This is a genomic window from Sphingomonas sp. SORGH_AS_0879, from assembly GCF_030819175.1.
Lineage (GTDB): Bacteria > Pseudomonadota > Alphaproteobacteria > Sphingomonadales > Sphingomonadaceae > Sphingomonas.
In genome coordinates this window covers 3,642,513-3,655,018 of sequence record NZ_JAUTBJ010000002.1, presented here as the reverse complement: position 1 = coordinate 3,655,018, position 12,506 = coordinate 3,642,513, and the positions used below count along the sequence as shown (strand labels likewise).

General features: G+C 70.6%; 12 protein-coding genes. 11 read left to right on the top strand and 1 reads right to left on the bottom strand.

Annotated features, from left to right (window positions below):
• Genes cobN through cobJ form a run of 5 tightly spaced genes read left to right on the top strand, consistent with a single transcriptional unit; the run spans position 1 to position 6,590 of the window.
• Entirely contained in the window at positions 1-3,384 is a 3,384-nt protein-coding gene (cobN, locus tag QE379_RS17085) for a cobaltochelatase subunit CobN (protein ID WP_307002324.1), read from the top strand.
• Positions 3,381-4,493, top strand: coding sequence for a cobalamin biosynthesis protein CobG (locus tag QE379_RS17080; protein WP_307002323.1), 1,113 nt, complete (start codon positions 3,381-3,383; stop codon positions 4,491-4,493). Before cobN ends, QE379_RS17080 begins: the two co-directional genes overlap by 4 nt.
• Entirely contained in the window at positions 4,493-5,122 is a 630-nt protein-coding gene (locus tag QE379_RS17075; RefSeq protein ID WP_307002322.1) for a precorrin-8X methylmutase, read from the top strand. Before QE379_RS17080 ends, QE379_RS17075 begins: the two co-directional genes overlap by 1 nt.
• Entirely contained in the window at positions 5,119-5,844 is a 726-nt protein-coding gene (gene cobI / locus QE379_RS17070) for a precorrin-2 C(20)-methyltransferase (protein ID WP_307002321.1), read from the top strand. Before QE379_RS17075 ends, cobI begins: the two co-directional genes overlap by 4 nt.
• On the top strand, positions 5,841-6,590 hold the full coding sequence (gene cobJ, locus QE379_RS17065) for a precorrin-3B C(17)-methyltransferase (protein ID WP_307002319.1): 750 nt from the start codon (positions 5,841-5,843) through the stop codon (positions 6,588-6,590). The genes cobI and cobJ overlap by 4 nt, the downstream gene beginning before the upstream one ends.
• Here the strand turns inward: cobJ and QE379_RS17060 are convergent.
• On the bottom strand, positions 6,566-7,309 hold the full coding sequence (locus QE379_RS17060) for a cobalt-precorrin-6A reductase (protein WP_307002317.1): 744 nt from the start codon (positions 7,307-7,309) through the stop codon (positions 6,566-6,568). The two genes, cobJ and QE379_RS17060, sit on opposite strands and share 25 nt — an antisense overlap.
• Here QE379_RS17060 and cbiE point away from each other — a divergent pair.
• Genes cbiE through cobF form a run of 6 tightly spaced genes read left to right on the top strand, consistent with a single transcriptional unit; the run spans position 7,308 to position 12,471 of the window.
• Entirely contained in the window at positions 7,308-8,507 is a 1,200-nt protein-coding gene (cbiE, locus tag QE379_RS17055) for a precorrin-6y C5,15-methyltransferase (decarboxylating) subunit CbiE (protein ID WP_307002315.1), read from the top strand. The genes QE379_RS17060 and cbiE overlap by 2 nt on opposite strands.
• The gene (locus tag QE379_RS17050) at positions 8,501-8,857 is read left to right on the top strand and encodes a cobalamin biosynthesis protein (protein ID WP_307002313.1); all 357 of its coding nucleotides are present in this window, start codon (positions 8,501-8,503) and stop codon (positions 8,855-8,857) included. Before cbiE ends, QE379_RS17050 begins: the two co-directional genes overlap by 7 nt.
• Complete coding sequence (cobM, locus tag QE379_RS17045) at positions 8,854-9,618, top strand: precorrin-4 C(11)-methyltransferase (RefSeq protein ID WP_307002311.1); 765 nt, start codon at positions 8,854-8,856, stop codon at positions 9,616-9,618. The genes QE379_RS17050 and cobM overlap by 4 nt, the downstream gene beginning before the upstream one ends.
• The gene (locus QE379_RS17040; RefSeq protein ID WP_307002309.1) at positions 9,615-10,922 is read left to right on the top strand and encodes a cobyrinate a,c-diamide synthase; all 1,308 of its coding nucleotides are present in this window, start codon (positions 9,615-9,617) and stop codon (positions 10,920-10,922) included. The genes cobM and QE379_RS17040 overlap by 4 nt, the downstream gene beginning before the upstream one ends.
• Positions 10,916-11,641: a uroporphyrinogen-III C-methyltransferase gene (gene cobA, locus QE379_RS17035; protein ID WP_307002308.1), complete on the top strand. Its 726-nt coding sequence runs from the start codon at positions 10,916-10,918 to the stop codon at positions 11,639-11,641. Before QE379_RS17040 ends, cobA begins: the two co-directional genes overlap by 7 nt.
• Positions 11,638-12,471, top strand: a complete 834-nt coding sequence (cobF, locus tag QE379_RS17030; RefSeq protein WP_307002306.1) for a precorrin-6A synthase (deacetylating) — start codon at positions 11,638-11,640, stop codon at positions 12,469-12,471. The genes cobA and cobF overlap by 4 nt, the downstream gene beginning before the upstream one ends.
• Positions 12,472-12,506: the final 35 nt, after the last annotated feature.

Genomic DNA, 12,506 nt, shown 5'->3' with positions numbered 1-12,506 from the left:
GTGCATCTCGTCTTTCGCGAGAGCCATGGGCTGGAGGAACAGGCGGTTCCACAGGATCTGGGGCAACGCCCCGGCGACGTGGTCGTGCTGTCCTTCTCGGACAGCGACCTCAGCGCCTTTGCGGCGGGCTGGCGGGCGGGGGGATTTCCCTGGTCGCTGCGGCTCGCCAATCTGGCGGCTTTGGTCCATCCGCTGTCGGTCGACACCTATGTCGAGCGGACTTTGGTCCATGCGAAGGCGATCCTGATCCGGCTGATCGGCGGGGCGGCGTACTGGGATTACGGCCTGCGCGAAGTCGAACGGCTGGCGCGCGAGCGGGGTATCGCGCTCGCCGTGCTGGCGGCGGATGGGCGCGAGGACCGGCGGTTGATGGCGGCATCCACTGTCGACGAGGCGGTGGTGCGGCGGTTGACGGTGCTGTGCGATGCGGGTGGGGCGGATGCGGCCGCGGTGGCTTTGGCGGCGTTGGCGACAGTGTCACCCGTGGCTCTTGCCCTTCCCCAACCCCTCCCCCTGCCGGGAGAGGGGCTTTTCGCTGGTACGTTCGCCACAAGCACGCCCCTCCCGCAGGCGGGAGGGGATGGGGGAGGGCCCTCGCCCCAAGCGATGTCGCCTGCGGCCTCGCCCCTCCCCAACCCCTCCCCCTGCCGGGAGAGGGGCTTTGAATTGGCGCCGGTTGGTGGTTGGACCCCAGACGTTTTGCACTGCCCCGCTGCAACCCCGCTGACATCCTCCCGCCCCCGCGTCCTGATTGTCTTCTACCGCGCCTATCTCGCCGCCGCCGATCTGGAACCCATCGCCGCCCTCCACACGGCTCTGACCCAGCGCGGCTTCGACCCCGTCGCCCTGTTCATCCCCTCGCTGAAAGCCGAGGGCGCAGGCCCCTGGATCGCGCGCTGGGCCAAGGCCCTCACCCCCGTCGCCATCGTCAACGCCACGGCCTTTTCCGCGCGGGGCGAGGATGACACCACCCCGCTCGACGGCGCGGGCATGCCGGTGTTCCAGGTCGCGCTGGCCACCAGCGATCGCGAGGGCTGGAAGGGCTCGCCACGCGGCCTGTCGCCCGCCGACCTCGCCATGCATGTCGTCCTGCCGGAGATCGACGGACGCCTCTTCGCGGGCGTGGTCAGCTTCAAGCAGGCGGGGACGCGCGACCCCGATTTCGACGTGGCGCTACGCCTCCACCGCGCCGAGCCGGAACGCATCGCGGCGGTGGTGGACAAGGTGGCGGGCTGGGCGAAGCTGTCCGCGACCCCGGCGGCGGAGCGGCGGCTGGCGATCCTCCTGTCGACCTATCCGGGCAAGGATTGGCAGGCTGCCCATGCGGTCGGGCTGGACGGCTTTGCCTCGACGGAGGCGATCCTGAGCGATCTGCGCGAGGCCGGATATGATGTGGAGACGCAGGCCGATCTTCCCGCCGCCCTGCTCGCCAACCGGATCGCCTGGCCGGTCGCGGCCTATTGCGAAGCGCTGGCTGCCTTGCCCGAACCCTTGCGCGCCGACCTGCTGGAAAGCTGGGGCGCGGTCGGGGATGATCCCTTGGTTCAGGGTGACGCCTTCCATTTCCCCGCGCTCGCGCTGGGCAAGGCCATCGTCGCGCTTCAGCCCGAGCGCGGGCGGCAAGACGCGCGGGCCGACGATTATCACGATCTCTCCCGCTGCCCGCGCCATTCCTATGTCGCCTTCTATCTCTGGCTGCGGGCGCAAGGGATCGACGCGCTGGTCCATGTCGGCGCGCATGGTACGCTGGAGTGGTTGCCCGGCAAGGCGGTGGCGCTGTCCGATGCCTGCTGGCCCGAGGCGCTGACGCGCGACTGGCCGGTCCTCTATCCCTTCATCGTCAACGATCCGGGCGAGGCGGCGCAGGCGAAGCGGCGGCTGGGGGCGGTGACGATCGGCCATGTGCCCCCGGCTTTGGCGCAGGCCGGGACTGGCGCGGGGCTGGGGCAGCTGGAGGCGTTGCTCGACGAATATGCCAATGCCGATGGCCTCGACCCCGCGCGCCGCGACCGGCTGCGCGCCAGCATCGCCGAGGAGGCGGAGAGCGTCGGGCTGGGCGAGACTTTGGGGCTGGCGGGGGCGGAGGATCCGCTCGCCCGGATCGACGGGTTCGTGTGCGACGTGAAGGACAGCCAGTTCGGCGAGGGGCTGCACGTCTTCGGGCGCGGCGAACAAGGCGTGGCCGAACGGGCCGGGTTGCTCGCCGGATTGAACGGAAAGCGTGTCGCGGCGGGGCCTTCGGGGTCGCCTTATCGTGGCCGCGCCGATGTGCTGCCGACCGGGCGTAACCTCTACGCCATCGACCCGCGCGCGGTGCCGAGCCGGGCGGCGCATCTTCAGGGAATCAAGCTCGCCGAAGAACTGATCCGCCGCCATATGCAGGACGAGGGCGATCACCTCCGTACGTTGATCGTCGATCTCTGGGGCTCGGCGACGATGCGGACCGCGGGCGAGGAGTTCGCCATGGCGCTGCACCTGATCGGGGTCGAGCCGGCTTGGGACCCCCGCTCCGAACGGGTGACGGGGTTCGAGGTGATGCCGCTGATGCGCTTCGACCGGCCGCGTGTGGATGTGACCTTGCGCGTGTCGGGGCTGTTCCGCGATGCCTTTCCCCATCTGGTCGCGCTGTTCGGGCAGGCGGTCCGCGCGCTGGGCCAGCGCGACGAAGAGCCGGGCTGGAACCCCTATGTCGGCCAGGCGACCCCACGCGTCTATGGTCCCGCGCCGGGCCGTTATGGCATCGGGCTGGACCCGAATGCGGGCTATGACGAAGCCGCGCGGATCGAGGCGGGGCAGAGCTGGCTCGCCGCCTCGGCGACCGCGCTCGACGATGGCGACCGGCGCGATGCGGACGGAATCGCCGCGCGGGTGGCGGGGGCGCAGGCGTTCGTCCACCTGCACGACCTGCCCGAAAGCGACCTGCTGCTCGCCGCCGATTATGCCGCACATCAGGCGGGCTTCGCGGCGGCGCGCGCGGCGCTGGGGGCGGGGGCGGCCTCGCTCTATCATCTCGACACGCGCGACCCCGCCAACCCCAAGGCGCGGACGCTGGCCGAGGAAATCGCCCGCACCGTCCATGCCCGCGCCGCCAACCCGCGCTGGGTCGAGGGGATGATGGCGCATGGCTTTCGCGGCGCGGCGGAGATCGCCGCGACGCTCGACCATCTCGGCAGTTTCGCGCATCTGGCGGACGCAGTGCCCGCCGCGCTGATCGACCTGTACTGGGAGGCGACGCTGGCGCAGGATTCGGTGCGCGACTTCATGGCGCAGGCGAACCCAGCGGCGCTCGCGGCGATGCAGGCGCGGTTCGTAGCGCTTCACAAGGCGGGACTGTGGCGGACGCGGCGCAATTCGGTGCTGGCGATGCTGGACGGCGTGGCATGAGCGGGTTCGTCGTCAAGGACTGGTGCCCCGATGCGTGGCGGCCGATGATGGCGGGCGACGGGCTGCTCGTGCGCGTCCGGCCGCCGCTGGGGCGGCTGACAGCCCCCCAAGTCGAGGGGCTGGGTCGGGCGGCGATCCGTCATGGCAATGGCCAGATCGACCTGACGTCACGCGCGAACCTGCAAATCCGGGGTGTCAGCGAGGAAGGCTGGCCCGCGCTGCTCACCGAATTACAGGCGCTGGGGCTGGTCGATCCCGATCCGATGCGGGAAGGGCGCGGGGTGATCCTCATCAACCCCGACTGGCGCGAGGGGGAGGATAGCCACGCCATCGCGACCGAACTGCGCGCGCGGCTGAGCGAATTGCCCGACCTGCCGGGCAAGGTCGGCTTCGTGGTCGATGCGGGACAGGCCCCGATGCTGTTCGATGCGCCGGGTGATTTTCGGATCGAGCGGGCCGCGACCGGCACGTTGCTGGTGCGCGCCGATGGGCGGAGTGCCGGTGTCGCCATCTCGCGCGCAACCGCGGTCGATGCGCTGATCCGGCTGGCGCAGTGGTTCGTCGATAGCGATGGGCGCGACGCCCGGCGGATGGCGCGGCACAAGGCCGATCTGCCCGATTGGGCGAGCGGCGATGCCATGCCCGCCATGCCCGCGCCGCCGATGCGCCCCGGCGCGCATCCTATGGGGGCGGTCTATGGTCTGCCCTTTGGTCGCCTCGACGCTCAGGCGTTGGTGGACCGACGCGCCCCTATCCGCCTGACCCCGTGGCGGATGCTGCTGGCCGAGGGTGTCGCTCCGATACCGGCCGCCGGGATGGTGCTCGAAGACACCCCCATCCTCCATGTCGACGCCTGTGTCGGCGCGCCCGCCTGTCCGCAGGCCAGCGTCGAAACGCGCGAACTGGCCGCCCGGCTCGCGCCCCTGATCGACGGCCAACTGCACATATCGGGTTGCGCGAAGGGCTGCGCGCGGGCACGGGCGGCGGACTGGGTGCTGACCGGGCGGGAGGGGGCTTTCGATCTGGCCAGACACGCCCGTGCCGGGGCCGCGCCCCTTCACACCGGATTGACGCCCGAGCGGGCGGTCGCGCTTCTCGGAGCCTGTTGATGCCGTACACTTACGAAACCGATGGCGCGGCGATCTATCGCCAGTCCTTCGCCATCATCCGCGCGGAGGCGGAGCTGGCCCGCTTCGACGCGGAGGAGGAACCGGTCGCGGTGCGCATGATCCATGCCGCCGGGCTGGTCGAACTCGCGCCGTCGATCCACTTCTCAGCGGGGTTCGCGGTGGCGGGTCGGCAGGCGCTGGCGAACGGAGCCGCGATCGTGTGCGATGCGCATATGGTCAGTGAAGGCGTCACGCGCGCGCGCCTTCCCGCCGACAATCCGGTGATCTGTACGCTGCGCGATCCCTCGGTTCCAGAACTGGCCAAGCGGATGGGCACGACCCGCTCCGCCGCCGCGCTGGAACTGTGGCGGCCGCATCTGGCGGGGGCCTTGGTGGCGATCGGCAATGCGCCGACCGCGCTCTTCCATATGCTGACCATGCTGGAAGACCCCGACTGCCCGCGCCCGGCGGCGATCATCGGCTGTCCGGTCGGTTTCGTCGGCGCGATGGAATCGAAGGATGCGCTATGGGAAGCCCAGCCCGTCCCCTGCGCCATCGTGAAGGGGCGTCCGGGCGGCAGCGCGATCACGGTGGCCGCGATCAACGCGCTGGCGAGCCGCGCCGAATGACGGGGACCGTTCATGGTGTCGGCCTGGGGCCGGGCGCGGCGGACCTGATGAGCGTCCGCGCCGACCGACTGGTTCGAGGCGCTCGCCACGTCGCCTATTTCCGTAAAAGCGGGCGGCGGGGCCATGCGCGCACCATCGTCGAGGGCATGTTGCGCCCCGATGTGGTCGAATATCCGATGGACTATCCGGTCACGACCGAGATCGCCTTCACCGACCCGCGCTATAATGAATGCCTGTCGGCCTTCTATGCGACATGCACCGCGCATATCCTGTCGCTGGTGCGGGGCGGGGAGGATGTGGTCGTGCTGTGCGAGGGCGACCCGTTCTTCTACGGCTCGTTCATGCACCTGCACAGCCGGTTGAAGGATCATGCCCCCGTCGCGGTGGTGCCGGGCATCACCGGCATGTCGGGGGCCTGGACGGCCAGCGGCGCGCCGATCACCTGGGGCGACGATGTGCTGACCGTCGCGATGGCGACGCTGCCTGAGGAAGAACTGACGCGGCGTATCGCCGAGACCGATGCGCTGGTGGTGATGAAGATCGGCCGCCACCTCCCCAAGCTGCGCCGCGCCATCGCGGCGGCGGGGCGGACCGATCAAGCGTGGCTGGTCGAACATGCCGCCCAGGCCGGGGAGCGGGTGCGCCCTCTGGTTGAGGTGGAGGATGCCCCCGCCCCCTATTTCTCGATCGCGCTGATCCATGGCCAGGGGCGGCGGCCATGAGCGGCTGGCTGATCGTCGCGGGGCTGGGGCCGGGGGCGGAGGCGATGGTGACGCCCGAGGTGTCGGCGGCGCTGGCCGAGGCCACGGACGTGGTCGGCTATATCCCCTATGTCGCGCGGGTGCCCGAGCGGCCGGGCCTGACCCGCCATGCCAGCGACAACCGGGTCGAGCGCGACCGGGCGCTTCACGCGCTGGAGATGGCGGAGGCGGGGGGCCGTGTGGTCGTCGTTTCCTCGGGCGATCCGGGGGTGTTCGCGATGGCGGCGGCGATCTTCGAGCGGGTGGAGGAAGACCCTGCGCGCTGGCATGATCTCGACATCCGGGTCCTGCCGGGCATCACCGCGATGCTGGCGGCGAGCGCGCGGGCGGGCGCGCCGCTGGGGCATGATTTCTGCGCGATCAACCTGTCGGACAACCTGAAGCCACAGGCGCTGATCGAGCGGCGGTTGAAGCTGGCGGCGGAGGCGGACTTCGCCATCGCGCTCTACAACCCCCGGTCCAAGGCGCGGCCCGATGCGCTGGACGCCGCTTTCGCGCTGTTGCGGGAGGTGTGCGGCGATGACCGCCCGGTGCTGTTCGCCCGCGCCGTCTCGACGCCCGAGGAGTCGCTGCGCATCGTGCCGCTGACGGAGGCGCGCGGCGAGATGGCCGATATGCGCACCGTCGTCATCATCGGGTCCGGCCGCACGCGGACGATCCCGCACGCAGGGCGGCCGATCCTCTACACCCCCCGGACGACGCCGTGATCCAGCCAGTCCAGCACCTGCGCGACGCTGCCCAGCTGTGGCCGGTCGGGAATGAAGGGCCGGTCGATCATCACCACCGGCAGCCCGAGTTCGCGCGCCGCATCCAGCTTGGCCCGCGCGCCCGAGCCGCCCGCATTCTTGGCGACGATCGTCTGAATCCGGTGTTCCCGCAGCAGTGCCAGTTCGCCCGCCAGCGTGAAGGGACCGCGATCCACCACCAGATGATGGTTCGGCAAGGTCGGCTCGGCGGCATCGACGAAGCGCAACAGATAGAAATGCTGCGCAGCATGAACGAAATCGGCGATGGTCTGGCGACCGAGCGCCAGGAAGATGCGCGCGGGGTCGGTGCCGAGCGCGGCCACCGCTTTCGCCGTATCCGCCACACGGGTCCAGCGATCGCCGGGCCCATCCACCCATTCGGGACGGGTCAGGGCGAGCAGCTTTACGCTCGCCCGCTCCGCCGCCGCGATGGCATTGGCGCTGATCCGCGCGGCGAAGGGATGGGTCGCGTCGACCAGATGGGTCACGCCTTCGCGGGTCAGGTACTCCGCCAGCCCCTCGACGCCGCCGAACCCGCCGACGCGCGTCGGGATCGCCTGCGCGCGCGGAGCCTCGGTGCGGCCCGCATAGCTCAGCACCGCCCGCTCGCCGCGCGTCGCCAGCGCGGTGGCCAGGGCGCTGGCCTCGGTCGTGCCGCCGAGCAGAAGGATATGGCGCATGGCTGACTCCGAACCCTGGCTGACGATTATCGGCATCGGCGAGGATGGCTGGGATGGCCTGACCGCCCCCGCCCGTGCCGCGATCGAGACGGCCGATAGCGTGATGGGGGCACCCCGTCACCTGTCGCTGCTGCCCCGGCAAGGCCGTGCGGAGCGGATCGTCTGGCCGGTGCCCTTTGCCGATGGCGTGCCGATGCTTCTCGAACGGCGGGGGGAGCGGGTGGTGATGCTCGCTTCGGGCGATCCCTTCTGGTTCGGGGCGGGGTCGGTCGTGACCCGTCATCTGGAGCCGGGCGAATGGGTCGCCTATCCGGCGGCGTCCACTTTGTCGCTGGCGGCGGCCCGGCTCGGCTGGCCGGTCGAGACGATCCGAAGCGTTGGACTCCACGCCCGCCCGGTCGAGACGCTGCGCCAGCATCTGGCACCGGGACAGCGGGTGCTGGCGCTGATGCGCGACGGGGCCTCGGTCACGGGGCTGGCGGCGTGGCTGGCCGAGCACGGGTTCGGCGACAGCGCATTGACCGTGCTGGAGGCGCTGGGCGGCCCGCGTGAGCGAGTGCGGCGGGTGACGGCGCGCGCGCTCGACTGGACCGACATCGCGCATCCCGTGGCCGTTGCGATCGAGCCCGCCGGAGAGGGCCGCGTCCTTCCCCGTGCGAGCGGTCTGGACGACAACTGGTTCGATCATGACGGACAGATCACCAAGCGCCCCGTCCGCGCACTGGCGCTGTCGGCGCTGGCCCCGCGTCCGGGCGAGTTGCTATGGGACATCGGCACGGGATCGGGATCGGTTGCCATCGAATGGCTGCTGAGCGACCCCACCACCCGCGCGGTCGGCTTCGAGCGTGACCCCGACCGCCTGGCCCGCGCCGCCGCCAATGCCGCGCGGCTGGGCGTGGAGCGGCTGGACCTGATCGAGGGGGATGCGGTCATGAGCCTTGCCGACCGCCCGCACCCGGATGCGGTGTTCGTCGGCGGCGGTCTGTCGCCGCAACTGGTGGACGCGCTGCGCACCCTGCCGCATTGCCGCTTGGTCGCGCACGGCGTGACGCTGGAGACCGAGGCGCTGCTGACCCAGTGCCATTCGCGTTTCGGCGGCGAGTTGCTGCGCATCGAACTGGCGCGGGCTCGGCCGCTGGGCACCAAGCGCGGGTGGAAGGCGAGCTATCCCATCGTGCAATGGCGGGTCGCATGGTGATCGCCGGGTTCGGATGCCGGGCGGATGCAACGGTGGCGTCGTTCCGCAGCGCGCTGGCGGCGACGGGCGTTCGGCCCGATGGCCTCGCCGTGCCGGAGGACCGCGCCGCGCTGATCGCCGGTTTCGCCGAAGGGGAGGGGTTGTCCGTCACCGCCATAACCGCTGACCAGTTGAGCGGTATCGACACACCCACCCAATCCGACCTTAGCCTGACCCATCGCGGCGTCGGCAGCGTCGCCGAAGCCGTCGCGCTCGCCGCCGCCGGGCCGGGCGCGCGGATCACCGTGACTCGCGTCATTTCCTCCGACCGCATGGCGACCTGCGCCATTGCTCAGGGACTTAGATTATGACCGTTCATTTCATCGGTGCCGGACCCGGTGCTCCCGATCTGCTGACCTTGCGGGGCCGCGACCTGATCGCCGCTTGCCCGGTGTGCCTCTATGCCGGGTCGCTGGTGCCGGAAGCGGTGCTGGCGCATTGCCCGCCGGGCGCGAAAATCGTGAACACCGCGCCCATGACGCTCGACGAGATCATGGCCGAGATCGCGGAAGCACATGCCAAGGGCCAGGACGTCGCCCGGCTCCATTCGGGCGACCTGTCGGTCTGGTCGGCGATGGGCGAGCAGGTGCGGCGGTTGCGCGAACTCGGCATTCCAGTTTCGGTGACGCCGGGCGTGCCCGCCTTCGCGGCGGCGGCGGCGGTGCTGGAAAGCGAGTTGACCCTGCCCGGCATCGCCCAGTCGGTGGTGCTGACCCGCACCCCCGGCCGCGCCAGCGCCATGCCGGAGGGGGAGTCGCTATCCGCCTTTGCCACGACCGGCGCGACGCTGGCCATCCATTTGTCGATCCACAATCTGGCCAAGGTGGTCGCCGACCTGACCCCGCATTATGGCGCGGACTGCCCGGTCGCGATCGTCTGGCGCGCGAGTTGGCCCGAGCAGCGGATCGTCCGGGCGACGCTGGCCACCATCGAGCAGGCCGCCGCCGACGGGCCGGAGCGGACCGCGCTGATCCTGGTCGGCCGCGTCCTCTCCCAGAGCGATTTCGCCGAGAGCCGTTTATATGCCGAGGGCTATGACCGTCGCTATCGTCCGGGGAACAGCGTCGAATGACCTCAGGGTTGATGATCGCCGCGCCCGCTTCGGGCACCGGAAAGACGACGGTGATGCTCGGCCTGCTCCGCGCGTTTCGCGATGCGGGCGTGGCGGTGCAGCCGTTCAAGAGCGGCCCCGACTATATCGACCCGGCCTTTCACCGCGCGGCCTGCGGGCGGTCGTCGTTCAACCTCGACGGCTGGGCGATGCCTGCCGCAATGTTCGACACGCTGGGGCAGCGGGGGGCGGATGCCGACCTCATGCTGGCGGAAGGGTCGATGGGGCTGTTCGACGGCGTCGCCAGGCCCGGTGCGACCGGCATGGGCAGCAGTGCGGAGACGGCCAAACGCATGGGCTGGCCCGTGGTGCTGGTCATCGACGTATCGGGACAGGCGCAATCGGCGGCGGCCACCGCGCTCGGTTTCGCGCGCTACGACCCCGAATTGCGGGTGGCGGGGGTGATCCTGAACCGCGTGGCGAGCCCGCGTCACGAGCGGCTGGCGAAACTCGGCTTCGAGGAGATCGGCCTGCCGGTCTTCGGCGCGCTGCCCCGGCGCGGCGATCTGGTGCTGCCCGAACGGCATCTGGGGCTGGTGCAGGCGGTGGAGCACCCCGAACTCGACCGGCTGATCGGCGACTATGCGACGTTCCTGGCGGCGCATGTCGATCTGGCGGCGGTGCGCGCGGCGGCCTATGGCAAGCCCGTGGCCGCTGCACCCGGTAACCTGCCGCCGCCGCCCGCACATCGGATCGCGCTGGCGCAGGATGCGGCCTTTTCCTTCGTCTATCCGCATATGCTCGAAGGCTGGCGGAGCGCGGGAGCGGAAATCCTGCCCTTCTCGCCGCTGGCCGACCAAGCGCCGGATGCGTCGGCCGATCTGGTCTGGCTGCCCGGCGGCTATCCCGAACTTCATGCCGGGCGGCTGGCGGCGGCGGAGCGGTTCCGTGCGGGGCTGATCGCGCATGCCGCGACGAAACCGATCCATGGCGAGTGCGGCGGGTACATGGCGCTGGGCGAGGCGCTGGTCGATGCGGAGGGCGTCAGCCACCGCATGGCCGGGCTGCTCGGGCTGGTCACCAGCTATGCCAGGCGGAAAATGCACCTCGGCTATCGCCGCGCGACCCTGCTCGGCGAGGTGGCGGGGATGCCCGAGGGCGCGGTGCTGGGCGGGCATGAGTTTCACTACTCGACCGTCCTCGAACAGCCCGATGCCCCGCTCGCCCATGTCGTCGATGCGCAGGGTGAAGCGGTGCCCGAAACCGGATCGCGACGGGCGCAAGTGACGGGCACCTTCTTCCATCTGGTGGCGCGCTGGTGGTGAGGGGGTTCGTTTCCCTTGTCGGCGCGGGGCCGGGCGATCCCGAACTGCTGACGCTGAAGGCCGTGCGCTGTCTGGCCGAGGCCGATGTCGTGCTGTTCGACGACCTGGCGGCCGGGCCGATGCTGAGCCATTGTCGCGCCGATGCCGAGTTGATCGCGGTCGGCAAGCGGGCGGGGCGTGCCTCGCCCAAACAGGGGGAGATCGACCGGCTGCTGGTCGATCATGCGCTGGGCGGCAGCCAAGTGGTGCGGTTGAAGTCGGGTGATCCCGGCATTTTCGGGCGGCTGGAGGAAGAGATCGTCGCGCTGGAGGCGGCGGGCATTGCCTATGAGATCGTCCCCGGCGTCAGCGCGGCGAGTGCGGCGGCGGCGGCGGCGGGCATCCCGCTGACCCGGCGTAACGCGGCGCGGCGGGTGCAGTTCGTGACCGGCCACGACGTCACCGGCGCGCTGCCTGCCGACCGCAACATGGCCGCGCTGGCCGATGCGGGCGCGACGACCGTGGTGTTCATGCCCAAGCGGACCTTCCCCGCGCTGGCGGAGGCTTTGATCGCGCACGGCCTGTCGCCGCAGACGCCCGCGCTGATGGCCGAGCATGTCGGCTGTCCCGACCAGCGGCTGACCCGTTCGACCGTAGGTGACCTCGCGGCGCAACTGTCGGAGGGCGTGTCGGACAAGGCGGCGCTGATCCTCTATGGCCCGTTGATGGAGGATCTGTGATCCATCTCGACCTGATCGGCATAGGCACGGGCCATCCCGATCACCTGACCCGCGCCGCCGAAGCCGCGATGCGCGCCGCCGACCTGATCCTGTTGCCCCGTAAAGAGGACAAGGCCGAACTGATCGACCTGCGCCGCGACATCTGCGTGCAGGTGCTGGCGGGGGCCGCGACGCGGGTGGTGGAGTTCGACCTGCCGGTGCGCGCGGGGGAGGGCGACTATCTCGACAATGTCGAGCGTTGGCATGACGCGATCGCCCAATGCTGGGCGGCGGAGATCGCGCGGGCGTTGCCGCAAGGCGGGCGGGTGGCGTTGCTCGTCTGGGGCGATCCGTCGCTCTACGACAGCACGATCCGTATCGCCCGGCGGCTGATCGCGGTGGAGCGGGTGACGGTGGTGCCGGGGATCACCAGCCTGCAATTGCTGTGTGCCGCGCATGCCATTCCATTCAACGCGGTGGCCGCGCCCGTGATGGTGACGACGGGGCGGCGGTTGCGTGAGGGTGGCTGGCCCGAGGGGGCGGACAGCGTCGCGGTGATGCTGGACGGGGGATGTGCGTTTACGACCCTGGATCAGCCGGATGCGGTCATCTGGTGGGGGGCGTATCTGGGCATGGCGCAGCAGGCGGTCGAGGCGGGGCGGCTGGCGGATATCGCCGAGCGGATCGTCACGCGCCGGGCCGAACTGCGGCGGGCGCATGGGTGGATCATGGATGTGTACCTGCTGCGGCGGGGCGGGGATTTGGTGGGGGAGGGTTTTGCGCCGAGCGGTGTTGCTTGTGGCATAGCCCCCACCCCAAACCCCTCCCCCCTGCCGGGAGGAGGGGCTTAATGCCGATCGCCGCGCCACAAGCATCTCCCCTCCCG